Genomic DNA, 24796 nt, shown 5'->3' with positions numbered 1-24796 from the left:
ACCTCACCTTTGTTCAACATATGGATATTTTTCATGAAAAAATGCAACTGGCACTTTCCCCCGCTCAACCCAATATCCCTTTGCTTTTAGTTCATCATTCATAACTTTAATTCTTATTTGAGCGGTTCTTATACAGCCAAGCCCCAACATTGACTGTACTTCCTTTGAATTATAGAAAAGTTTTTTGTTCATTCTTAAACACCTCCGACTCTACTACCTTTAAACGGTATTGCGTTGCAAAAAAAATTCATCATCATAAATACCATCGTCTACTTGTGGCAAACGAATCATATCTGAAGGTATGCCGTATACTAAAGATGCTTTTTTTAACACAGTACCAGGAATAGCAGTAATACCACGTTCATAATTACTAAGTGTTTTTGCAGTAACTCCAATCTTTTCAGCTGCCGGTTCTTGCTTAAGCCCAGCATTAACTCTCGCTGCGGCTAATGTAATTTGAAACATCTTTTTCAACTCCTTTCGACAAGTTCTGATTTTAATTTACTACCGTTTTACCGAATTGCCAACGGTAAAACGGCAAAGAAATTCCTTTTAAAAGTAGTTTTACCATTTACAACGATACCGATTTTCGGTATTATAGTATTAGAAAGTGAGGTGAACAAAGGAACATGGATGCTAATACTTTAAAAATAATTTTTTCAAATAACCTAAAAAAATATTTGAATCGGAATGGAATTTCTCAAACAGATTTAGCAAACGAACTGAATATACCAGAAACTACTTTTTCAAATTGGATGCAAGCAAAAACTTATCCGAGACCAGATAAAATTCAAATGTTAGCAGATTATTTCAAAATTACTCGATCAGATTTAACCGAAGAAGAACAAAATTATGATGGAGAATGTTCAATAAGTGTTCAGATTCCAGTACTAGGTGCTATTGCCTGTGGTTCTCCTATACTAGCTGAACAAAATTACGAAGAATATCGTTGCGAAGCAGCTGACCACCTTCCAAGTGGAAAATTGTTATATCTTAAAGCTAAAGGGAATTCAATGGAACCGACAATACCTAATGGCGCTTATGTAATGATTCGCGAACAACCGAACGTAGAATCTGGAGAAATAGCTGCGGTTCTTGTAAACGGAGATACAGAAGCCACCTTAAAAAGAATTAAAAAACAAGGGAATATTATTATGCTTATGCCAGATAACCCAACGCACAATCCAATGATTATAGATGAAAATAACCCAGCTAAGATAATAGGCAAAGCAATCAGATTTACTCAAGATTTGTAATTCTTTTGCGCAAGAGAATTATACAGAAGGAGCAGCTAATCTATATACGTTTGCTGCTCTTAACTATATAAAAGGAGTAACCTTAATGCCTGTTTATAAAGATAAAGAGAGAAAAACTTGGTATTTTAAAGTTAGATATAAAGATATGTACGGTAGAAATAAACAAAAATTAAAAAGAGGTTTTAAAAAACGTGGAGATGCTATTCTAGCTGAAGCTGAATTTGTTGCAAGTATTAAAGATGCATTCACAGATGAAGTGACCTTTGATGAAGTATTTGAACATAATATCAATTTTAAAACTTACAAACCTAAGACTATTCGTCGTCGTACTAATGAGTATAACCTACATATCAAACCACGTTTTGGTCACATTAAAGTTAAAGATATTAATACTCAACAAGTTCTAGATTTCCAAAAATATTTAAGTAGTTCATTAAGTTCTCCTGAAAGTGCAAGAACCGTCTATAGCAATTTCAAAGTATTAATGAATCATGCTAAAAGATTCTATAACCTTCGGTATGATCCAACATTGCAAGTACCAACTATGCCTAGAGGCAAAAAACGAATTGATTTTATTAAAAGAGAAGATTTTGATAAACGCGTACAAGAATTTACTATGCATTACTATAAAGAGCTAACGATTCTCATGTTTTATACAGGATTACGTGTAGGAGAAGCGCTTGCTTTAAAGTGGATTGATATTGATTTAGCTGAACATCAAATTAACGTTAATAAATCTTGGGGTCTAAATGAGAGAGTTTTAACATCGGTAAAAACAGCTGCAAGTGAAGCGATTGTTCCAATCCCCAAATTATTAGTAGGAATGTTAGGTGGGATAAAAAAAGAATCCGCAGAAAAAACATACGGATTCGATGAAAATCATTTTGTATTTGGTGGCATTACTCCATATCACTATAACCACTATCATAAAAAGTATAAGGAAGTGTTCCCAGAATTACGTATCCATTCATTACGTCACAGTTATGCAGCATACCTTATAAATAAAGGCGTAGATATTTATCTCGTTAAAGAATTAATGCGTCACGAAAATATCAAAGAAACCGCTGATACTTATGGACATTTGTATATTGAACGGAAACAAAAAGCTATGAGCGTATTCGACGACTAATTGGTATCATATCGGTATCATAAAAATAACGATTTGCAATTAGCCGTTGATACACTTATAATCTCTTTATCCTATAGAACCTTCCATCTCAAACTTGATTAGGCGGTTCATTTCAACTGCGTATTCCATTGGAAGTTCGCGAGTGAATGGCTCGATGAAGCCCATTACGATCATTTCTGTAGCTTCTTGCTCAGAAATACCGCGGCTCATTAGGTAGAATAATTGTTCTTCTGATACTTTCGATACTTTCGCTTCGTGCTCAAGTGAAACGTAATCGTTTTTGATTTCGTTGTAAGGAATTGTATCAGATGTAGATTGGTTATCCATGATTAACGTGTCACACTCGATGTTAGAGCGAGAGTTTTTCGCTTTTGGTCCGAAGTGTACGATACCACGGTAAGTTACTTTACCACCATGCTTCGCAATCGATTTAGAAACGATTGTTGAAGACGTGTTTGGTGCTAAGTGAATCATTTTCGCACCAGCATCTTGGTGTTGGCCTTTACCAGCAATCGCGATAGATAATGTTAAACCACGAGCGCCTTCGCCTTTTAAGATAACTGCTGGGTATTTCATCGTTAATTTAGATCCAATGTTACCGTCAATCCATTCCATCGTTGCGTTTTCTTCACAAACCGCACGTTTTGTAACTAGGTTGTATACGTTGTTCGCCCAGTTTTGGATTGTTGTATAACGGCAATATGCATCTTTCTTAATGATGATTTCTACTACCGCACTGTGAAGTGAGTTAGTCGTGTAAACAGGTGCTGTACAACCTTCTACGTAGTGTACGTGTGCGCCTTCGTCTACGATGATAAGCGTACGCTCGAATTGCCCCATATTTTCAGAGTTAATACGGAAATACGCTTGAAGTGGTGTATCAACTTTAACACCTTTTGGAACGTAGATGAATGATCCACCAGACCAAACTGCAGAGTTTAATGCAGAGAATTTGTTGTCTGTTGGTGGGATTACTTTTCCGAAATGCTCACGGAAAATATCTTCGTTCTCTTTTAATGCGCTATCTGTATCTTTGAAGACGATTCCTAGAGCTTCTAGGTCTTCTTTCATGTTGTGGTATACAACTTCAGATTCGTACTGTGCAGATACACCAGCTAAATATTTTTGCTCAGCTTCTGGAATACCTAATTTATCAAATGTTGCTTTAATTTCATCAGGTACTTCATCCCAAGACTTCTCAGATTTCTCAGATGGTTTTACGTAGTACGTAATTTCATCGAAATCTAAGTCGTTTAAGTCGCCGCCCCATTGTGGCATTGGCATTTCGTAGAACTTATCCAGTGATTTTAAACGGAAGTCTAACATCCACTGTGGTTCTTCTTTCATACGTGAAATTTCTTCAACGATCTCTTTTGTTAAACCGCGTCCAGCACGGAAAATCGAAACGTCTTTGTCTTTGAAACCATATTTATAATCGCCGATATCTGGCAGTTGCTTCGCCATGTTGGTGTGTCCCTCCTTAGATAACCTCGTTTTTAGGAACCTTTAACATTACTTATCTTCGTTTAAGCCCTTTTCTAACGCTTTCCACGCTAATGTTGCACATTTAATACGTGCAGGGAACTTGCATACGCCTTGTAATGCTTCAATATCTCCTAAATCGATGCTGTCATCGTACTCTTTTCCTAGCATCATGTCAGAGAAAATTTTCGAAAGCTGAAGTGCTTCTTCAATTTTCTTACCTTTTACTGCTTGTGTCATCATTGAAGCTGAAGACATTGAGATTGAACATCCTTCACCTTCAAACTTCGCCTCTTGCACAATACCTTCTTCTACTTTCATCGTAAGTTGAATACGATCGCCGCAAGTTGGATTGTTCAAGTTAACGGTAACACTATCTTCTAACACGCCATGGTTACGAGGATTTTTGTAATGATCCATAATAACTTGACGATATAACGTATCTAAATTATTAAATGACATTTGTGAAATACTCCTTTGTCTTGATTAGCGATTCAACAAATGTATCAATTTCTTCTTTTGTATTATATAAATAGAAGCTCGCACGTGCTGTTGAAGAAGCTTTTAGCCACTTCATAAGTGGTTGCGCACAGTGATGTCCTGCGCGAACTGCAATGCCTTCTACATCTAATACAGTCGCTACATCGTGAGGATGTACGTCTTCAATATTAAATGTAACAAGACCAGCGCGATGCTTTGGACCATAAATTGTAACGCCATCTACTTCTGATAGTCTTTCTAAAGCGTATTGCGCTAATTCATGCTCATGCTTTTCAATATTATCAAGACCGATTTCTTCTAGGAAATCAATTGCCGCACCAAGTCCGATTGCATTACCGATAATCGGTGTACCTGCTTCAAACTTCCACGGAAGCTCTTTCCACGTAGATTCTTGTAAATCTACGAAATCAATCATTTCACCGCCAAATTCAATTGGCTCCATATTGTTCAGCAATTCTTTTTTACCATATAATACGCCGATACCTGTAGGTCCGCACATCTTATGAGCAGATAATGCGTAGAAATCACAGTTTAAATCTTGTACATCCACTTTCATGTGAGGTGTACTTTGTGCACCATCAACGACCATAATTGCGCCATTTTCGTGTGCGATTGCTCCGATTTCTTTTACAGGGTTAATCGTTCCAAGTACGTTTGATACTTGCATAATAGAAACGATTTTTGTATTCGGTGTAACTGTTTGACGAACATCTTCTAAAGAAATTGTACCGTCTGGTTGAAGCGGAAGATATTTTAAAGTTGCACCAGTTTTCTTCGCAACTTGTTGCCACGGAATGATATTACTATGGTGCTCCATGTAAGAAATAACGATTTCATCGCCCTCTTTTACATTTTCAAGACCATAGCTAGCTGCTACTGTATTTAATGCAGTTGTCGTTCCGCGTGTGAAAATAATCTCTTCCATTGATTTCGCGTTAATAAACTTGCGAACTTTCTCACGTGCACCTTCATACGCGTCGGTAGCTTTCGTACCGAGCGTATGAACACCGCGATGCACGTTAGAATTATATTCTTTATAGTAACGTTCTAACGTTTCAATGACTTGAATTGGTTTTTGAGAAGTTGCTGCACTATCGAAATAAACAAGTTGTTTGCCGTTCACTTTTTGATCAAGAATTGGAAACTGTTTGCGTATTTCATGAATATTCATTAGCGCACTTTCCTTTCAATTACCTCAACAAGCTGTGCCTTTACTCCTTCAATTGGAAGCTCATTAACTACAGGTGCTAAGAATCCATGGATGACTAAACGTTCTGCTTCGCGTTTTGGAATACCACGGCTCATCAAGTAGTATAGTTGGACTGGATCTACGCGACCTACTGAAGCTGCGTGACCTGCCATTACATCATCTTCGTCGATTAAAAGAATTGGGTTTGCATCACCGCGTGCTTTTTCATCTAACATAAGAACGCGAGAAGATTGTTGTGCATTTGATTTAGATGCACCGTGTTCAATCTTACCAATTCCGTTAAAGATAGATGTTGCACTATCTTTTTGTACACCGTGTTTTAAAATCCAACCTTCAGAGTGTTTACCGAAGTGAACAACTTTAGTTGTAAAGTTTTGTGTTTGGTTACCACGGCCAATTGTTACTGTTTTCGTATCAGCATATGAACCGTCGCCCATTAAGTTCGTAACGTTCTCTGAAATTGTGTTTCCGTCATTCATAAGGCCTAGAGCCCAATCAATACGGCCGTCGCGTCCTACAACGCCGCGGCGGTTAACGTAAGTTGTTACGTCTTTTGCTAATAGATCAACCGCACCGAATTTCACTTGTGCGCCTTGTTCCACGATTACTTCTGCCACGATATTTGCAATACCTTTAGCATTTTCATTTGCAACGTAGTTTTCTACATAAGTTGCAGTACTGTTCGCATCAGCTACGAATAGTACGTGATTATATACGTTAGCTTCTTCGCCATCTACTAAGAATACAGCTTGAAGTGGAGTTTCAAGAACAACGTTTTTCGGAACATATACGAATGCACCGCCGTTGATTAATGCAGCATGAAGTGCAGTTAGACGATGCTCGTCTACTTTCACGCCGTCTTTCATTAAGTACTTTTGTACTAGTTCAGCATGCTCAGTTGCAGCTGTTACGATGTCTGTGAAAATAACACCTTTTTCTTTTGCTTCGTCTGCTAAAGAAACGAACGCAGTTGTACCAGTGCGTTGTACTAATACGCTGTTATTTTCATCGATTAAGTTTTTCACTGCTTCTGGAAGTTCAGTTAAAGAACTTACAGGCTCTTGCTTAGCAGCGTCGCCTTTTCCGATAAAGTCCCATTTGTCAATTTTCGTTTTATCAGGCGTTGGCATTGGAAGTTCAGTTGCTTGTGCAAGAGCTTGTAAGCGGAACTCAGTCAACCAAGCTGCTTCGTTTACTTCGCTTGCGCGTTGACGGATTGTTTCTTGATCGAAAGGTAATGTACCGATTGTCATGTTTATGCTCCTCTCTTACGCTTCTTGCTCTGTTGTTTCGTCTTCAATACCTAATTCTTTTTTAATCCAGTCGTAACCTTCAGCTTCTAGACGTTGTGCAAGCTCAGGGCCACCAGATTTAACGATACGACCGTTCATCATAACGTGAACGAAGTCTGGAGTGATGTAGTTTAATAAACGTTGGTAATGCGTAATCATTAGGCAACCGAACTCTTCGCCGCGCATTTCGTTAATACCTTTAGATACAACTTTTAATGCATCGATATCAAGACCTGAGTCAATTTCATCTAAGATTGCGATTTTTGGCTCAATCATCATTAATTGAAGAATTTCGTTACGTTTTTTCTCTCCACCAGAGAAACCTTCGTTTAAGTAACGTTGTGCCATTTCTGGATCCATTTCTAGGAATTCCATGTTTTTATCTAATGTACGGATAAATTTCATAAGAGAAATTTCATCGCCTTCTTCACGACGTGCATTAATTGCAGAACGTAAGAAGTCAGCGTTTGTTACTCCGCTAATTTCACTTGGATATTGCATTGCTAGGAATAGACCCGCTTGTGCGCGCTCGTCTACTTCCATTTCTAATACATCTTCACCGTCGATGATGATGCTACCTTCTGTTACTTCATACTTTGGGTGACCCATAATTGCAGAAGATAAAGTTGATTTACCTGTTCCGTTAGGTCCCATAATTGCGTGGATTTCTCCACCTTTTACTTCAAGGTTTACACCCTTTAAAATTTCTTTGCCATCAATTGATACGTGTAAGTCTTTAACCGTTAATGTAGAACCAGCCATCTCAATACCTCCATTAATCCTATATATACATTTTAAAAATTCCTAAAACGTTCATATTCTCATTTTAATTTTATATCAAATAAAATGATATCGCAAACGCCGAAAAAAAGTAACCGTTTTTTCACAAATGTATATAAGTATTTCCTTCACATCTTTCTATGATACACCTTTCTTCTTATTTATATAAAGAAAAAAGGACTGGTAATTTTCCAGCCCTTTCCTTATATTTATTCACTTATCGGAAGTACAGCACCTTTATATTCTTTATTAATAAAATCTTGAATTTCTTTTGAATGTAGCACTTCTACTAGCTCTTTAATTTCTTTTTTCTTCTCATCACCTTTACGAACTGCAATGATGTTTGCATACGGAGAGTCTGATCCTTCAATCGCAATTGCATCCTTTGTTGGATTTAATTTTGCATCAATTGCATAGTTTGAATTAATAAATAAAGCATCTCCCTCATTATTTTCATACAATTTCGGTGAAAGTCCAGGTTCAACATCTGTTTTAAATTTGAAGTTTTTCGGGTTTTCTACAACATCTTTTACTGTTGCTTTAACAACATCTACTCCGTCTTTTAATTTAATAACGCCACCTTTTTGTAACAATGCTAACATACGGCCTCGCTCCGCTACGTTATTACTCATAATCACTGTTCCGCCATCTGGTAAGTCTTTTAAGCTTTTATATTTCTTAGAATAAATGCCCATAGGTTCTAAATGGATTTTTCCTGCGTTTACAATTTTATATCCCTTTTCTTGAATTTCTTTATCTAAGTAAGGAATGTGCTGGAAGTAGTTCGCATCAATTTCTTTATCCGCTAAAGCCTTATTCGGCAACACATAATCTTGGAATTTTTTAATTTCTAATTTAATACCCTTTTTCTCTAAAATCGGCTGTGCCTTTTCTAAAATAACAGCGTGTGGCACGTTAGAAGCTCCCACAACAAGCTTATTCTCCTCTTTTCCTCCGCAAGCAGCTAATGTAAATACAGACAACGCTGTAACAATTGACAGTAGAACCTTTTTCATATGCTTTCCCCTTCTCCCCAATAGTTATATAGTTATAAAAAGAGCCGGCATACACCAGCCCTTTTCAGCAATTATTCTTTTACAGGAACAACCGCCCCTTTATATTCTTTATTAATGAAGTCTTCAATTTCTTTAGAATGCAATACTTCTACAAGAGCTTTAATCTCTTTCTTATCTTTATCGCCTTTACGAACAGCTACTATGTTTGCGTATGGTGAATCATTTCCTTCAATTGCAATTGCATCTTTTTCCGGATTTAACTTTGCATCAATTGCATAGTTAGAGTTAATTAAAACAGCGTCGCCTTCTTTATTGTTATACACTTGTGGCAATAAACCAGGCTCGATATCCGTTTTGAATTTTAAATTTTTCGGATTATCTGCAATATCTTTTGGAGTTGCTTTAACTGGATCTATTCCGTCTTTAATTTTTAAAATACCTTCTTTTTGTAAAATTGCTAAACCACGTCCATGGTCAGCAACTGAATTACTCATAATAATTGTCGCTCCGTCCGGAAGCTCTTTTAAGCTCTTATACTTTTGAGAGTACACACCAATTGGTTCTAAATGAATTTTTCCTGCTACTTCAAAGTCATACTTTTTATCTTTAATTTCTTTTTCTAAATACGGAATATGCTGGAAGTAGTTTGCATCTAATTCCTTATCCGCTAACGATTTATTTGGCAATACGTAATCTTGGAATTTTTTAATTTCTAACTCAATTCCTTTTTTCTCAAGTAACGGTTTTGCCTTTTCTAAAATAACAGCGTGCGGTACGTTAGAAGCACCAACAACAAGTTTCTTTTCATCTTTATCTTTCCCGCCACAAGCAGCTAATCCAAAAATTGAAGTTGAAATAAGTGCCGTAAGTAATAATTTTTTCATTTGAAACATCCTCCCGTTTTTTATTATCGTTTATCTATTCGAGTCGTTAAACTATCACCAATCCACTGAATTAAAAATACAACTAGTAATACACAAATTGTCGCAACGATTGTTACATCGTTATTCCCTCTTTGGAATCCTTCTAAGTAAGCAAGTGTTCCAAGGCCACCAGCACCAACAACTCCTGCCATTGCTGTATAGCCTACTAAAGCAATTGTCGTAACCGTAATACCAGATACTAATGCTGGTAACGATTCTGGAATTAACACTTTCAAAATAATTGTGCTTGTTTTTGCTCCCATTGCTTTTGAAGCTTCAATTACACCTTTATCAATTTCGCGAAGTGCGATTTCAACCATTCTCGCGTAGAATGGTGCCGCTCCAATAATTAAAGCCGGCAAAGCTGCACTTGCTCCAAGAATTGTTCCAAGAAGAATCTTTGTGAATGGGATTAATAAAATAATTAAAATGATGAATGGTATAGAACGGAATATATTTACGAATGCTCCAATCACCGTATTAATTGATTTGTTTTCCCATAAATTATCTTTTGCTGTCATGAAGAGTAACAATCCTAAAATGAGTCCTAAAACAAATGTCGCAAGAGCTGCGATTGCCGTCATATATAACGTTTCACCAGTTGCTTCTAACATTTGATTCCAATCAACATTTGTGAGTAACTTATCCATGTGCAATCACCTCCAGCTCTACTTGATCTTGATGAATTCCTTCTATTGCTTGCTGGATCGCTGTTTCCTCACCATTTAAATGAACAACTAAACTACCGTAAGAACCGTTATTCGTTTGTGCGATATTTCCTTGCAAAATGCTAACTTCTATATCACTGCGTTGCATCAATCGTTGAAGCACTGGTCTTTCTACAGCCTCACCGATAAACTGCAAACGAATTACTTTTCCATCTGGATATTTTTCAATTAAACTTTCAATCGTTTCATTTGTATCTTCAGAATCCGTTAACTGCTGTACAAATCGTTTCGTAATATCTTGCTTCGGATTACGGAATACATCAAGTACTGGACCTGTTTCTACAATCTTTCCTTTCTCCATTACCGCAACACGATTACAAATCTTTCGAATTACGTGCATCTCATGTGTAATAAGTACAATTGTTAAGCCGAGACGCTTATTAATATCTAATAGTAAATCTAAAATTTGATCTGTCGTTTCTGGATCAAGAGCTGACGTCGCTTCATCACATAAAAGTACTTGTGGGTTGTTAGCTAATGCTCTTGCGATCCCAACGCGTTGCTTTTGTCCCCCGCTCAGCTGAGATGGGTACGCGTCTCCTCTTCCTTCTAATCCAACAAGATGAATTAATTCATCAACACGTTTTCTTCTCTTCGCTTTATCAACACCTGCAATTTCAAGTGGAAACTCTATATTTTCACGTACAGTTCGTGACCAAAGTAAGTTGAAGTGCTGAAAAATCATTCCGATTTCTTGCCTTGCCTTACGAAGTTCACTTCCTGTAATTGCTGAAATGACACGATTTGCAATTGTAATTTGGCCAGAAGTTGGTTTCTCCAACTGATTGAACAATCTAATTAAAGAACTTTTTCCAGCGCCACTATATCCGATAACACCAAATATTTCACCTTTATCTATTTTTAAATTGGCATTATCTACAGCAGTGACATCACCGCTTTTTGCTTTATATATTTTCTTTACATTCTCTAATAGAATCATGGTGTATCACCCCTTTTTTAAATAAAAAGCGCAAGCGGCTCGTTTAGAACAAGAGGGCGTTTGAATCCCTGACGTAGAGGCGCTTTTTGCCTCATAGGAAGGGATGAAACGACCGACTGTTCTAGCCGCTGGAGCTAGATTTCATAAAGATTTTAGGTCGACTCCGCAATTTTTTATTTTTGATGCGTGTAGTCCACCGTTCTCATTACTTTTATTATTTGAATGTCCTCCACATTCAAACAATAAAAAAACCTTTCTGCTTTAGAGAAGCAGAAAGGTTTTTATGCGTATATAACAACATTATCCCTCTCTCTCATCTCTCAAAGCATTTGCTTTGCAGGAATTGGCACCATTTCAACATAAGTTGACGGTTGCCGGGCTTCACAGGGCACAGTCCCTCCACCTCTCTTGATAAGAGAAATCAGATTCAATTTTCGTCTGATTTGAAATTTATGAAATTGTCTATATTTTATGACTTGAATTGTATCAATATACACTCACCATGTCAACAGAAATTTTCGCAAAAAATGAAACTTCAGAATTTTAAGCACCTACTGACATCGGTTTACATATATGAAACATCGATTCCACTAATAACATCGTTCGGTACGTTCCCGAATATTGTACACGTCCATCATTCATTAGCATTTGCAATCGTACATTTCCATTCACCAATTGTTCTATATCCTTTTCATCTAAGCAAATGATTTGTTCCGTTCCTCTTTCCTCATGTAGTAGCTCTATATAATCTCTTGAAATTTGTAACGAACAACTTTCATCTCCAAAGCGAAAATTAACAGTTTTTTCTTCTTGTCTTAAAAGCGGTTCTAAATGATATTGACCATTAGCGTAATTTACAAATGATTGAAGCAAAGAATATAATCTCACCCTAAATCACATCCTTCATATCACTTTCTATTACATACCATTCCCTCTCACTAAAGAGCAATCCTGTTATTTTCGCTCGACAAATACTGTATCCATCCTGCATCTCGACATATTTCCCAAGAAATATGTCGAGGCGGCAAAAATTTTGCCGCCTACTTTAATTCCGTATATAAATATTCAACCGAATGAAATGCGTATATCTTCTTCATCAGTGTCCCATTTTCAAAAACAAGTAAACAAGGTACACTTTCAATCCCATACTCTTTCGCTAAATGCGGAGCATAATTTAAATCTAACATCCCAATTTTCAAATCTTCAATTGTCATCTCAACCACTGTTAACATCTTTTTTGCTAATTGGCATGTTCCACACATTGGAGTATATACATATAATACTGTTTTTTCTTCGTTCTCTATTAGGGCTGTAGCTTCGGCTCCTGTCCAATCAATCACTTCTATCATTCCTTACCGTAAATATTCTGTATAAACGTCAATGTCGGCTCCCCATAATACATTTGCTAAGTGTGTAGATGGCGCAGTTGCCACTTCTCGGTACGAGCGATCAATATAGATATGCTCGGCTTGTGGGAATTCTTTTCGAAATTGTTTCCTTAACTTTTCTCCAGCATCATCAGCATCCACTAGCACATACACTTCCTTATCAAAAAACTGATCAACGAGCTCATCCATTTTCGACAAACCAATTGTACCATTTGTACAAACAATTTCCACCGGTTCACGAATAATAGATTCAATCTTTCTTCTATCTGATGTACCTTCTACAATAATGACTTTTTCTACATAAATCATATGTCATCACCCGATCACCATATACTATACAACCTTGAACTTAGTATATAGTATATTCGTTATTTTCATGTTGTTTCCTGTTTATTTTTGCAAAAGAAAAGCGCAAGCGGCTCGTTTAGATTGTGAGGGGGGATGGAGCTTCTGACGTAAAGGCGCTTTTGGCCTTGTAGGAAGAAGCGAAGCCACCGAACAATCTAGCCGCTGGAGCTGGATCATAAAGAAAAGCGGAACCGACTGTTTAGCCCTGTTGGCTAAGGCTCTTTCGCACAGAAGACGCTTTTTGTCTTCTCGTGCGGAAGGTTCTTAGACATGAAGGGCTAGGAGGTGGAGCTGGACAATGAAAAGCGCAAGCGGCTCGTTTAGATTGTGAAGACTTATGAAACCTTACCACAAAACAGTTTTTCTCATAATAGCTTATTTATTTACATATAACTTGAATTTCATTATTTCACAAAAAATAAAAAAGGACAGCACAAAGGCTGTCCTTTAGTCGACTATAATTAGTCTTGGTTTGTCATTTCTGCATATTTTTCTGCAGTTAATAACTTCTCAACTTGGCTTGCATCAGAAAGTTCAACTTTAACCATCCATGCACCCTCGTATGGAGATTCGTTAACAAGTTCTGGTTGGTCACTTAATTCTTCGTTTACTGCTACAACTTTACCGCTTACAGGTGCGTATAACTCAGAAACTGTTTTAACAGATTCTACGCTTCCGAATGGCTCGTTAGCTTCGATTGTTGCACCTACTTCAGGAAGTTCAACGAATACGATATCGCCTAGCTCACCTTGTGCAAAGTGAGTGATACCGATAACAACTTCATTACCTTCAGTTTTTACCCATTCGTGTTCTTCAGAGTAACGTAAATTATTTGGAATGCTCATGACTGTACCTCCAGTGAATGTATTAATTATGTAAAAATACCTTATTGGTACTTTTTCCACACACTTTCAAACTGCTCTTCGTTAAAACCAAGTGTTACATTCGTTCCATCTGTTACAATTGGACGTTTAATCAACATGCCATCAGATGCTAAAAGCTCATACATTTCGTCTTCGCTTGCATCTTTCAACTTATCTTTTAGACCAAGTTCACGGTAACGCATTCCACTTGTATTAAAGAATTTTTTTAATGGTAATTCACTTTTTTCATGTAAATTACGTAAATCTTCTTTTGATGGTGGATTTTCAACAATATGAATCATCTCATATGCTACATCGTTTGCCTCAAACCATTTCTTTGCCTTTTGACATGTGCCACACTTTGGATATGAATAAAATGTTACTGTCATAAATTCACCTACTTTTTTACTAACCTTTACCTTTATCATATAGAAAACGTTTTATTATTTCAAACCATTATTCGCTAAACTTTTACTTATTTCGTGATAATTTTTAATAATCCTGCGAATTTTTCTTATTTTTCCGCCATTTGTTAAGAAAAAAATAAATATATAAATTTTTTAGATTCTGCACCAAACATATATCTTAAACAAGCGTTTGATTAATTCTCCATTTTCTTTCTTAACCTTTGAACTACAGGAGTTTCTTTCTACCGAACATACAGCTTAAACAAACGTTTGATTAATTCTCTATTTTTCTTTGTTAACCCTTGAGTTACATCGGTTTCTTCCTACCGAACATACAGCTTAAACAAACGTTTGATTAAAAAAATAAGAAGCCTCTTTTGCAGGCTCCTTCATTATCTATTTAAATAATCTGCAATTGTTTGAAATACGACGATATACATATTATGAATACTTTCTTCTGTATTTCCACCATTCGATAAACCAACTGCCCATTGTTGTCCTTCACCACTTCCGATATTCGCAAACCCTTGCGTATACATAGCATTTACATCTTTTCGGGCACTGTTATACTCTATCCCTTTTGTAATAAAAATCGAATATGATTTATCTTGTAAACCGATAAAAAACACTGGTTTCTTTAGTGATGAAAATACATTTTTATATTGCTCTGTTGAGGCTTCTTGAAAGTGATCTTTCATTATTAGAAAACCATCTACTTCCTTAGATTTCTTTTCCAGTTCCTCTAACTTCATTTCCTCAAACTTTATATTCCTAAACGTATCTTTCGGTTTTTCTCCAACAACTCCAATTACGAGTGCTCTTCCGTTATATTCTAATTTCTCTCCTTCTTTATCCTTTGCACACCCAGCACCGACTAGGCATATCAATATAAAAAATAAGAAATACGATAAACGCTTCATTTAGCACCCTCCCCTTCTTTTTAGTCAAGTGACAAAAACGTAAGGTTAATTCAAGAAAATGTAAGTAAAATCGATAGCCCAATTCACGTTTCTATATTATAATCAATTGAATTTACTTACATTACTAAACATAGGAGATCAACATGAAGAAATTTAAACTTTCATCTTTTCTTCCGTTAAGTTATATACTTCTACTCGTGCTCGTAAGTCCCCTTTACGACGTATTAAATAAATCGACTGTTCACGCAGTAGACGTTACAACTGTAGTAGATGATTGGATTCCATTTGTAAAAGCATTTATTATTCCTTATTTACTTTGGTTTCCATACTTATACGGCGCACTTATTTATTACTGTTTTGCTGACCGAAAGCAATATTATGTTACTTTAAGTAGTGTTATTTTTGGAAAGCTTGCTTGTTTTTCTATTTATTATTTTTGGCAAACAACTGTACCACGTCCGACTGTCGTTGGAACAGATGTATTTTCTGAACTAGTTCGCTATATTTATAGTATCGACCAGCCAGTAAACTGTTTCCCTAGCATTCACGTTCTTACTACATTTGTAATTATGTTAGCTGCCTTTAAGCGTAGAGAACAGCATGTTTTTGAATATTACATCCTTACTTTCTTCGGTACACTTATTATTTTATCAACGCTATTTACGAAGCAGCACGCCTTTGTAGATGCCGTTTCTGGAATGACGCTTGCAAGCATACTTTACTTCGGCGTTCAGCTCTTATTGGCCAAAGAACCAATAAGAGTTCCAGTAAAACAAAATCATAGAATGTAGCATGACAAAAAAGCAGACTGTGGCTTCAGTCTGCTTTTATCTATTATTAAGGAGATTTTCAATTTAAGATTGCGGTACAGTCATATCACCAGAATGAATACGACCTGCTTTTTTAAGAGCAATGTAAAGTATATAAGAAACAGCTACTGGAATGACGATATAAGTAATTACCATCGCCGGGAGAACTTCCCATCCTTGGCTGGAAATTAAATTAATTGGTGCGATAAGAGAACTTAATCCAAGACCTGCAATTTCCTTTCCTGCTTCCAGTTGGAAAATTAATGCTGATACTGGACCGACTATAGCACTGGCGACGACAGTTGGGACGAGAATCATTGGATTTTTAGTGATATTTGGCAATTGTACTTTCGGAGTACAAAGTGCTTGAGCTAATATGCCACCTAAATTGTTTTCTTTTGCTGAGATGACAGAGAATCCGATAAACTGAGCAACGCATCCAGCAAGAGCAGCACCACCTGCAACACCGTCTAAGCTAAGTGCAATTGCTAACGCAGCTGATGAAGCTGGAGAGATAAGTAATAGTCCCCAAACTACTGCAATAACGATAGAAGCGATGAATGGGCTACCAGCTGAGCTATCTTTAATAAACGCTCCAACTGCATTTAAAACAGGAGTAATATTATGAGATAACCAAATGCCTACTAAACCAGAACCTAATATGGCCGCAAATGGAACGAGCATCATATCTAACGCAGTTTTTCCACTTAAACGTTTACCAATATATACAGCTAAAGTTGCTGTTAATAATGCACCGATTGGCTCACCTGTTTTAATAATTAGACCAGCTTCAGTAATCGAAATGGATCCGGCACCAATCGCTCCGGCTACCATCGCCGAGAAGATTACAAGACCGTTTGCACCGAGCATAAAAGCAATTCCAGCACCAATTGCCGGTGCCATTAGTGATTTTGCAACAACTCCGATTGTAATAAGTAATGGTATATCAACAATTCTTCCTATATTTTCGATCAGTAAACCAATTCCGAGGGATACGAAAATACCTTGTGCGATTCCAGCAGATGCTTTAAATACACGAGACATTATATATTCCTTCATTTGTTTCACCTTCTCCTATAAGTTAGTAACCAATTGTTTTCATATAATCACGTAAAATATCGTTTGATTTTGCGAATCGAGATTCTTCATCCTCTGTTAAATTGAGTTCTACAACTTCTCTTATACCGTCTCTAGTAATAATAGCTGGTACTCCTGTACAAATATCATATTCACCGTACTCACCATCTAAAATGGCTGATACAGCAATGACACGGTGATCATCATTAAAGATTGAACTCGCAATATATGCTAGAGAATTTCCAATCCCGTAATAAGTAGTTCCTTTACGTTTATAAATTTCCCAGCCAGCTTTTGCAGTCTTCTCAACAATTTCATCTAAATCTATTTCACCAAATCGTTCTTTTTGTTCTTCTAAAATTTGCAGAATTGGCTTTCCACCAACAGTTACATGAGACCAAGCAACCATTTGAGAATCACCATGTTCTCCTAATGAATACCCATGAATACTACGAGGATCTACATGTAGCATTTCAGATAAAATTGTTCTTAAGCGAGAAGAATCTAGTGATGTACCAGTACCGATTACGCGATTTCTAGGTAATCCAGATAATTTCCACACTTCATATGTAATAATATCAACTGGGTTCGATGCAAGTAAGAAAATACCATCAAATCCACTTGCCATTACACCACCAACAACACTTTCCATAATCTTCGCACTCGCTCCTAAAGTATCTAAGCGACTTTGTCCAGGTTTTGGTGCTGGCCCTGCTGTAATAATGACAATGTCCATATCTTTGCAGTCTTCATAGCTTCCTGCATATACTTTTGTTCTTGTATTTGTAAAGTTAATGCAATGTGATAAATCCATTGCTTCCCCAACTGCACGTTCATGATTTATATCAATTAATAATAGCTCTTCGCAAATCCCTTGATTTACAATGGAATACGCACAACTGGATCCAACTAATCCAGTACCGATAATTGCAATTTTTCTTGTATGTCTTTTCATAGCAATCTCTCCTAATTGATCATATAATCTATTTCTTTTGTTCTTTACATTCTTAATTATAGAGGTTCCCACGATAGAAACCATGGATACTTTGTGAAATGTTGAACAAAGTTTTTGTCCTTTTTGTGAATTGTCATATTCCATTTTCGTCATATTTGTTACAACTGGAAAAATATTTATTATGTATTTATTGACACATACAAAAAGAAAACGAGCGAATAAATTCGCTCGTTTTCTTTTTCCTGTTATTCCGCACTTAATTGACTTTTTAATTGCTGTACAATCATTGGATTAGCAGGTGCTGCCGGTTTGTAATAACTCTTTTGCTTTGCGTACTCATACATATTACGTTGGCGCGCCTCGTCTTGATTACGAATTTGAATTAACGTTTGATGTAACTGCTCATTATCAGACTGAGCAATATAATTTGCATAGCTTGTTAAACTCGCATTTAATCCTGCTAAATAATCATTTACCATATCTTTTTCATTCATCTTTCTCTTCCTCCTATCCTAGGAAAGTCATTAATTGCTGTTTCGTATTTCGTGCATCTTGCGCATCTTTTTGTAGCATTTGTTTCAGTTGTGGATCTGTACACGTCTGTGCATACTGCTCCAACTTGTTAATAATTGTTGCGTGTCCACCAATTAAATGACGTAAGTTTTCTACTTCAAGCTCTGTTAAGTTTTGCATATAACATACCCGCCTTTCTTTGTTCATTCATCATTAGTATTTGGTTCTTTTTGGATTGTATTCATCAACTTTTCCCACATATAAAAAAAATAAAAGATGAATAGCTAAGCCATTCATCTTTTATACTGGTTATGTATTTATTTTTATAGAGATACAATCATACTTATACTCACAAGTAAGTTCCATATAATGTGTAAAATAATACTAGGTATAATAGATTGCGTCTTTTTGTATAACATAGCAAATACAATCCCCATAATCATTGCCGTAACCGGAAAACCACCATGAAGAATCCCAAAGATGAAGGAAGAAATAATGATACCAACTAGAAAACTATATTTCTTTTCAAAAAATCGATACAAAATACCTCTATATAAAATTTCTTCTTTAATTGGTGTAATTATAGTAACACTTAACACATATATAATACTTTGTAGACTATTTTGAAGTCCTAAGCTCCCTAATTGTTCTCGCTGCTGCCCTGCACTTTCAAAGCTAAACAACTCTAACATTACATACTGAGTTAATGCAATGATGATAAAACCTATTAATAAATACAAGTAGGTTTTCCCATTTTTTAAAACAGATACATCCCATATGTTCTTAATAAAATGAAGCACTGGTTTATAAGCAAATAAAACACTAGTAACAACAGCTGCATCAAATAGAAGTAAATAATATCCCTCTAAATTAGCACGTAATACCTCTTCTCCAAAAATTCCAAGGGCTAAAGCAAGGAATAATCCCCCTAAGAGTGAGAACCCTAGAATGCTTGCAATCGTTACAACTAGATTTTTATATGTTATGTTATCTACTTCTCTTTCTGCATTATACGCGTCTAATACTGTTTTTCTCATACTATTCCTCCATTTGTTTTCATTACCTTAACAAAAATCCTTTAATACAAATATATAGATAATATAACAATTTTTTCAAAAAGAATAATATGCAATTTTACATATTATGAAAACTTTATATTTTATAGTTTTAGGAATAGAATTGCTATGCAATAATTATTATATGAAATTTTAAAAAATACTTCCTATCCACTATAACCCTCGCATCATATAAAACTTATTAGTTAAAGGAGCAATGAACATGAAAACACATGACTTCCTTACAGAAATCCAGAAGGGCTCTGAGCCTAGTCCATATCAAGATCCTATTGCTTTTATTTTCGTTTGCCTTTCCGTAGTCATATACACATTTTTCAAACCTGTAAAATAATATCATGTAATGAGAAAAAGCCTACCGCTCTTTTCGAATTATATGCACTAAAAAACCTTAGAATCACTTCTAAGGTTTTTGTTTGCCTCGCTTCTTATTCACGTAACCCTTTAATAAACGTTTCCAACAATACATGTAAACTTATATCTAAATCTAACGGCAAACCAAATCCGCCCTGTTGTTCAATCGAAGCAAATCCATGACAAATACTTCTGAATCCGCGTGTCGCATGAAGTGCATTCTCTCCTTCTAAGCCATACTGTTGTAAAACCTGAAGACAAAGCTTTACAATTCCGTCACCTGCTTTTCTTACTTCTTCATCTCGTAAAAAAGTTGCTTCATATAGTCCAGGATGTTTTCGGACAAATGCTACATACGCTTCTCCTAAAGCATGAATTGCTTCATCCATCCGTTTATCCTCGGCAGCTTCTTCCAGTCTGTTATGCAGCTTTTTGATTCCGTAAATGCCAAGATTTTTCCGTACATCTTGTAACCCTTTTACATGATTATATAGTGAGGGCGAACGTACCCCTAACGTTTGCGCTAATGAAGCTAACGTTACTTCTTGTACTCCATTTGCATCTGCAATTTCTGCTGCTGTTTCTACAATTTTTTGTAATGTAAGTCCGATTCTCGGTGACATCAATTACCCCTCTTTCTTACTTTCTATATTCCGCTTCGCTTCTTTAATAGCAAGCTCTATGAAAGCCACTGGATCGTTTATCATTTTTCCATGTCCTGCCGCAAGCAAGGAAGGCTCATATTCTCTTAACTTCTCTGCACTTTGTAATGATATTTCTTTGCTCCACGTTGCCATCGCCGGAAACGGAAACCAAAATTTCATTTGTCCTGAAACAGCCATACCTCCTCTTGTTTGGAATGCATCTCCGACAATAAGAGCTTTATTTCTTACATCAAGAAACGACATGGAGCCTGGCGTATGTCCCGGTGTCATAATCGCAAGAAGCGATCCAACTCGGTCGCCATCTTCTAATAAAATATCAGGTACCGTTTTTAATTTTTTAGGTACACCGCCTTTTATCGGTATATTCGGTTCATCCTTTTGTAACGTCATATCTCCTTCTAACAGCTTTGCGTCCCGCTTAGAAATATAGACTGGAACATGAGGAAGTACTTCCTTTAATGCATCTAATGCACCGATGTGATCATCATGCGCATGTGTTAATACAATCTTAGTAATTGGTTTTCCTATTTTCTCAGCCACCTGTAAAATACCTTTTGCGCTATATGGCAAAGCCGCGTCAATTAAAGTTAAACCATCATCTTCCTCTACAAAGTAACAATTTACAGGAAACGCTCTTGGCAAAAATGACAATTGATATACCGTTTTTTCATGTATCATCCTCATAGTCCCATCTCCCTTTTCACGAAAACTAATACCATTAGTTTTATTATACTAATGGTATTAGTTTTATGTCACTAAAAAAATTTTTTTCAAAAAAAAGAACAGTAGCCGTATAAACGACTACTGTTCTTTAAAGATATTAAACTGTGTAACGCTCATCTTCTAAAATTTTCGCAGCGATTTCACGTTTCTTCGGAATTACGTTAAGTGGTGTGTGGCGAGTTAATTTACGTAATGATGATAACATCATGCGCAGCATGTCGCCGTTTTCAACTGCGATAAGTGTTTCTTTCGCATCTGCTTCGATTTCGTTAAATGCTTCTTGGCAGAATACTTCAGTGTATAACACTTTTTGTTTATTCTTTTCAAGACCAGTTGTTTTGATTGCTTTTTCTGTACGAAGAACAGCTGATTCCATTGCGTATAGATTGCTTACGATGTCAGCGATATTCACAAGAATTTCTTGCTCTTTATCTAATGCTTTACCGTATTTTTGAGCCGCTAATCCAGCTACCATTAAGCCGATTTTCTTCGCATTAGTTACTAAATACTTTTGAAGTGCTAATGGCTCATCGCCTACTTCTTCTGGCATCATCATCATTAACTCTTCTTGTAATTTTTGTGCTTTTTGAAGAAGTGGTAATTCACCTTTCATCGCTTTACGTAAGAACGTACCTGGTACGATTAGGCGGTTAATTTCGTTCGTTCCTTCGAAAATACGGTTAATACGAGAATCACGGTACATTCTTTCAATCTCGTACTCTGCCATAAATCCGTAACCACCGTGAATTTGAACACCTTCATCTACTGTATAGTCTAATACTTCAGAACCGAATACTTTGTTTAAAGAGCACTCGATTGCATATTCAGCGATAGAAGCTGCTACTGCTTTACCGTCTTTTACTTCTTCTTCAGATAATGTGCTCATGCGGCTTTCGAATAAACCTACTGTACGATATACAGAGCTTTCAGCTGCATATGTTTTTGCTGCCATATTCGCAAGTTTCTCTTGAATTAATGGGAAGCGAGCGATTGGTTGTTTGAACTGTTGACGTTGGTTTGCATATTGTGCTGAAATTTCTACTGCACGTTTCGCAGATCCAACTGTACCAACACCTAATTTATAACGACCGATATTTAAAATGTTGAATGCGATAATATGACCTTTACCGATTTCACCAAGTAAGTTTTCTTTCGGTACTAACGCATCTTCTAAAATTAACGTACGAGTTGAAGAACATTTAATACCCATTTTCTTTTCTTCTGGGCTTGTAGATACGCCAGCGTAGTCTTTCTCTACGATAAATGCTGAGAAGTGCTCTCCATCGATTTTTGCATATACAACGAATACGTCAGCGAATGCAGAGTTTGTAATCCACTGTTTTTCACCATTTAATACGTAATGTGTACCTTCTGCATTTAAACGTGCAGTTGTTTTTGCACCTAATGCGTCAGATCCTGAACCTGGCTCTGTTAATGCGTATGCAGCTAATTTTTCACCAGTTGCAAGTAATGGTAAATACTTTTTCTTTTGCTCTTCGTTACCGAATAATACGATTGGTAAAGATCCGATACCTACGTGAGCACCGTGAGTAATTGCAAAGCCACCAGCGCGAGAGAATTTCTCTGCGATTAACGCTGAGCTTACTTTATCAAGACCAATTCCGCCGTACTCTTCTGGTACGTCAGCGCCTAATAAACCAAGTTCCCCAGCTTCTTTTAAAAGACGAACTGAACGATCAAATTCATGTTGCTCTAAATATTCAAGCTCTGGAAGAACTTCATTTACGATAAAGTCCTCTGTCGTTTTTGCAATCATTTTATGCTCAGATGAAAAATCTTCTGGCGTAAACACTTGATCAATCGTAATCTCATCTACTAAAAAGCTACCGCCTTTAACCGCATTTCCTACTGTTTTTTCCATGAAAATTTCCTCCTTCATATTTTCATGAGCCGCTTCTCTCTTTTTGAAAGAAGCTGGCTCTCCCTTTTTTTATAAACCTTTGTTGCTTCCATTCTTTGCATTGGCAGCGTCTCGTTCTGAGCGAACCGCTTCCACTTTTTTTATAATCCAGTTCCAGTGGCTAAAACAGTCGGTCGTTTCCCCCCTTCCTTTGAGGCAAAAAGCGCCTCTTCGTCAGGGCTTCCAACGCCCTCCTGTTCTAAACGAGCCACCTGCACTTTTTTATAATCCAGTTCCAGCGGCTAGAATGTTCGGTGGCTTCGCTTCTTCCTGCGAGGCAGAGAACGCCTCTACGTCTGAAGCTCCATCCCCCTCACATTCTGAACGAGCCGCTTCCACTTTTTATAGTAATTCAAATACTCCCGCTGCTCCCATTCCGCCGCCGATACACATTGTTACGATACCGAATTGTTCGTTGCGGCGTTTCATTTCGTGAATAAGAGATAGTGTTAGTTTTGCTCCTGTACAGCCAAGTGGATGTCCAAGTGCGATTGCACCACCGTTTACGTTTACTTTTTCTTCATCTAAACCAAGTTCACGAATAACTTGAATTGATTGAGAAGCGAATGCTTCATTTAGTTCAAATAAGCCAATATCAGATAGCTCTAAGCCAGCTAGTTTTAGCGCTTTTGGAATTGCAGCGATTGGGCCGATTCCCATTACTTCTGGTGGTACGCCAGCTACTGCAAATGAACGGAATTTCGCAAGTGGCTTCATGCCATCGCTCACTGCTTTTTCGCGATCCATTAATAGTACAGATGCTGCACCGTCACTCATTTGTGAAGAGTTACCAGCTGTTACAGAACCGCGAACGTTAAATGCTGGACGTAATTTCCCTAAAATGTCTAGCGTCGTCTCTGCTCTTACACCTTCGTCTTGTGCGAAAGTGATTGTTTCTTCTTGCAGTTTATTGTTTGATCCAACCGAGCGTAACGTCACATCTACAGGTACTGTTTCATCAGCAAAGTTTCCTGCAGCTAATGCTTTCGCAGCACGTTGATGACTTCTTACTGCAAATGCATCTTGCTCTTCACGAGAAATTCCATATTTCACAGCAACTTGCTCTGCTGTATGTCCCATACCCATATAATATTCTGGAGCCGCTTCTACAAGGCGACTATTCGGACGAACAACGTGTCCCATCATTGGAACTAAACTCATTGATTCTGCTCCGCCTGATAATACAGCTTCAGAGTGACCAAGCATAATACGCTCTGCTCCGTAAGCGATACTTTGTAAACCTGAAGAACAGTAACGGTTAATCGTAATAGCTGGAACATCGTAAGAAAGTCCTGCTAATCCGCCGATATTACGAGCCATATTTAAACCTTGCTCTGCTTCTGGCATCGCACAACCGAAAATTAAATCATCGATTGGTCCTTCATAATTCGCACGCTTTAACGTTTCCTTTACTACTAACGCCCCTAGATCGTCAGGACGAACTGTTTTTAATGAACCCCTCTTTGCCTTTCCAATTGGTGTTCTTGCTCCCGCAACAATGACAGCTTCTCTCATGAACGATA

The 24796-nt window shown here is 36.9% G+C and carries 29 protein-coding genes and 1 riboswitch; of the genes, 3 read left to right on the top strand and 26 right to left on the bottom strand.

The features are described from left to right. Window positions 1–3 precede the first annotated feature (3 nt). Entirely contained in the window at window positions 4–192 is a 189-nt protein-coding gene (locus MHH55_RS23645; RefSeq protein WP_016099149.1) for a hypothetical protein, read from the bottom strand. Window positions 193–219: 27 nt separating this feature from the next. Next, window positions 220–465 (bottom strand): helix-turn-helix domain-containing protein, encoded by a 246-nt coding sequence (locus tag MHH55_RS23640; RefSeq protein ID WP_078187457.1) that lies wholly within the window; start codon window positions 463–465, stop codon window positions 220–222. A 164-nt stretch (window positions 466–629) separates the two neighbouring features. Between MHH55_RS23640 and MHH55_RS23635 the strand changes: the two genes are divergently transcribed. Together MHH55_RS23635 and MHH55_RS23630 are read left to right on the top strand one after the other, a co-directional pair. Further along, window positions 630–1256, top strand: a complete 627-nt coding sequence (locus tag MHH55_RS23635) for a LexA family protein (protein ID WP_065485672.1) — start codon at window positions 630–632, stop codon at window positions 1254–1256. An 85-nt stretch (window positions 1257–1341) separates the two neighbouring features. Further along, complete coding sequence (locus tag MHH55_RS23630; RefSeq protein ID WP_078186728.1) at window positions 1342–2385, top strand: site-specific integrase; 1044 nt, start codon at window positions 1342–1344, stop codon at window positions 2383–2385. Between the two features lie 66 nt (window positions 2386–2451). Here MHH55_RS23630 and sufB read toward each other — a convergent pair whose 3' ends face one another. The 15 genes from sufB to MHH55_RS23555 form a co-directional block, all read right to left on the bottom strand. Further along, a complete protein-coding gene (gene sufB / locus MHH55_RS23625; RefSeq protein WP_001118827.1) occupies window positions 2452–3849 on the bottom strand; it encodes a Fe-S cluster assembly protein SufB in 1398 nt (465 codons plus the stop codon). A 48-nt stretch (window positions 3850–3897) separates the two neighbouring features. Then, window positions 3898–4329, bottom strand: coding sequence for a Fe-S cluster assembly sulfur transfer protein SufU (sufU, locus tag MHH55_RS23620; protein WP_000009523.1), 432 nt, complete (start codon window positions 4327–4329; stop codon window positions 3898–3900). Then, on the bottom strand, window positions 4319–5539 hold the full coding sequence (gene sufS, locus MHH55_RS23615) for a cysteine desulfurase SufS (RefSeq protein ID WP_001020767.1): 1221 nt from the start codon (window positions 5537–5539) through the stop codon (window positions 4319–4321). Before sufS ends, sufU begins: the two co-directional genes overlap by 11 nt. After that, complete coding sequence (gene sufD, locus MHH55_RS23610) at window positions 5539–6831, bottom strand: Fe-S cluster assembly protein SufD (RefSeq protein ID WP_000152167.1); 1293 nt, start codon at window positions 6829–6831, stop codon at window positions 5539–5541. Before sufD ends, sufS begins: the two co-directional genes overlap by 1 nt. Before the next feature lie 15 nt (window positions 6832–6846). Continuing rightward, a complete protein-coding gene (sufC, locus tag MHH55_RS23605) occupies window positions 6847–7632 on the bottom strand; it encodes a Fe-S cluster assembly ATPase SufC (protein WP_000929160.1) in 786 nt (261 codons plus the stop codon). A 227-nt stretch (window positions 7633–7859) separates the two neighbouring features. Then, window positions 7860–8666, bottom strand: a complete 807-nt coding sequence (gene metQ, locus MHH55_RS23600) for a methionine ABC transporter substrate-binding lipoprotein MetQ (protein WP_078186727.1) — start codon at window positions 8664–8666, stop codon at window positions 7860–7862. A 71-nt stretch (window positions 8667–8737) separates the two neighbouring features. Beyond that, window positions 8738–9550, bottom strand: a complete 813-nt coding sequence (gene metQ, locus MHH55_RS23595) for a methionine ABC transporter substrate-binding lipoprotein MetQ (protein ID WP_063537946.1) — start codon at window positions 9548–9550, stop codon at window positions 8738–8740. A gap of 23 nt (window positions 9551–9573) precedes the next feature. Beyond that, the gene (locus MHH55_RS23590) at window positions 9574–10239 is read right to left on the bottom strand and encodes a methionine ABC transporter permease (RefSeq protein ID WP_000359557.1); all 666 of its coding nucleotides are present in this window, start codon (window positions 10237–10239) and stop codon (window positions 9574–9576) included. After that, window positions 10232–11257, bottom strand: coding sequence for a methionine ABC transporter ATP-binding protein (locus MHH55_RS23585; RefSeq protein ID WP_000601754.1), 1026 nt, complete (start codon window positions 11255–11257; stop codon window positions 10232–10234). Before MHH55_RS23585 ends, MHH55_RS23590 begins: the two co-directional genes overlap by 8 nt. A gap of 310 nt (window positions 11258–11567) precedes the next feature. After that, window positions 11568–11675: riboswitch (SAM riboswitch) on the bottom strand. Between the two features lie 125 nt (window positions 11676–11800). After that, complete coding sequence (locus tag MHH55_RS23580) at window positions 11801–12145, bottom strand: hypothetical protein (RefSeq protein WP_001242138.1); 345 nt, start codon at window positions 12143–12145, stop codon at window positions 11801–11803. A 152-nt stretch (window positions 12146–12297) separates the two neighbouring features. Beyond that, the gene (locus MHH55_RS23575) at window positions 12298–12606 is read right to left on the bottom strand and encodes a thioredoxin family protein (protein WP_002008881.1); all 309 of its coding nucleotides are present in this window, start codon (window positions 12604–12606) and stop codon (window positions 12298–12300) included. Between the two features lie 3 nt (window positions 12607–12609). Continuing rightward, window positions 12610–12954 (bottom strand): toprim domain-containing protein, encoded by a 345-nt coding sequence (locus MHH55_RS23570; protein ID WP_000640870.1) that lies wholly within the window; start codon window positions 12952–12954, stop codon window positions 12610–12612. A 500-nt stretch (window positions 12955–13454) separates the two neighbouring features. Continuing rightward, window positions 13455–13838: a glycine cleavage system protein GcvH gene (gene gcvH, locus MHH55_RS23565; protein WP_000026897.1), complete on the bottom strand. Its 384-nt coding sequence runs from the start codon at window positions 13836–13838 to the stop codon at window positions 13455–13457. A gap of 41 nt (window positions 13839–13879) precedes the next feature. Continuing rightward, on the bottom strand, window positions 13880–14245 hold the full coding sequence (locus tag MHH55_RS23560) for an arsenate reductase family protein (protein ID WP_000218968.1): 366 nt from the start codon (window positions 14243–14245) through the stop codon (window positions 13880–13882). Between the two features lie 410 nt (window positions 14246–14655). Beyond that, on the bottom strand, window positions 14656–15183 hold the full coding sequence (locus tag MHH55_RS23555) for a hypothetical protein (protein WP_000826874.1): 528 nt from the start codon (window positions 15181–15183) through the stop codon (window positions 14656–14658). A gap of 143 nt (window positions 15184–15326) precedes the next feature. Here MHH55_RS23555 and MHH55_RS23550 point away from each other — a divergent pair, with 143 nt between their 5' ends. Further along, entirely contained in the window at window positions 15327–15974 is a 648-nt protein-coding gene (locus tag MHH55_RS23550) for a phosphatase PAP2 family protein (protein ID WP_000713775.1), read from the top strand. 63 nt (window positions 15975–16037) lie between these two features. Here the strand turns inward: MHH55_RS23550 and MHH55_RS23545 are convergent, their stop codons facing one another. The 9 genes from MHH55_RS23545 to MHH55_RS23505 all read right to left on the bottom strand — a co-directional run bounded on the left by MHH55_RS23545 (window position 16038) and on the right by MHH55_RS23505 (window position 24788). After that, the gene (locus MHH55_RS23545) at window positions 16038–17051 is read right to left on the bottom strand and encodes a PTS transporter subunit IIC (protein WP_000666172.1); all 1014 of its coding nucleotides are present in this window, start codon (window positions 17049–17051) and stop codon (window positions 16038–16040) included. 22 nt (window positions 17052–17073) lie between these two features. Further along, window positions 17074–18024 (bottom strand): L-lactate dehydrogenase, encoded by a 951-nt coding sequence (locus MHH55_RS23540; RefSeq protein WP_000820648.1) that lies wholly within the window; start codon window positions 18022–18024, stop codon window positions 17074–17076. A 245-nt stretch (window positions 18025–18269) separates the two neighbouring features. Continuing rightward, window positions 18270–18518, bottom strand: a complete 249-nt coding sequence (locus tag MHH55_RS23535) for a spore coat protein (protein ID WP_001002981.1) — start codon at window positions 18516–18518, stop codon at window positions 18270–18272. Between the two features lie 13 nt (window positions 18519–18531). Then, complete coding sequence (locus tag MHH55_RS23530) at window positions 18532–18717, bottom strand: hypothetical protein (RefSeq protein WP_001180555.1); 186 nt, start codon at window positions 18715–18717, stop codon at window positions 18532–18534. A gap of 143 nt (window positions 18718–18860) precedes the next feature. After that, a complete protein-coding gene (locus tag MHH55_RS23525) occupies window positions 18861–19574 on the bottom strand; it encodes a CPBP family intramembrane glutamic endopeptidase (protein WP_078186726.1) in 714 nt (237 codons plus the stop codon). Window positions 19575–20038: 464 nt separating this feature from the next. Further along, window positions 20039–20587, bottom strand: coding sequence for a TetR/AcrR family transcriptional regulator (locus MHH55_RS23520; RefSeq protein ID WP_000074925.1), 549 nt, complete (start codon window positions 20585–20587; stop codon window positions 20039–20041). A 3-nt stretch (window positions 20588–20590) separates the two neighbouring features. Then, entirely contained in the window at window positions 20591–21313 is a 723-nt protein-coding gene (locus MHH55_RS23515; RefSeq protein ID WP_078186725.1) for an MBL fold metallo-hydrolase, read from the bottom strand. A gap of 136 nt (window positions 21314–21449) precedes the next feature. Continuing rightward, window positions 21450–23234, bottom strand: a complete 1785-nt coding sequence (locus MHH55_RS23510; protein ID WP_000416291.1) for an acyl-CoA dehydrogenase family protein — start codon at window positions 23232–23234, stop codon at window positions 21450–21452. A 381-nt stretch (window positions 23235–23615) separates the two neighbouring features. After that, entirely contained in the window at window positions 23616–24788 is a 1173-nt protein-coding gene (locus tag MHH55_RS23505) for an acetyl-CoA C-acetyltransferase (protein ID WP_001206324.1), read from the bottom strand. Window positions 24789–24796 lie beyond the last annotated feature (8 nt).

The organism is Bacillus sp. FSL K6-2944, from assembly GCF_038005385.1.
GTDB lineage: Bacteria > Bacillota > Bacilli > Bacillales > Bacillaceae_G > Bacillus_A > Bacillus_A cereus.
The sequence above is the reverse complement of the archived record's forward strand: the minus strand, read 5'-3'. Positions and strand labels throughout refer to the sequence as shown.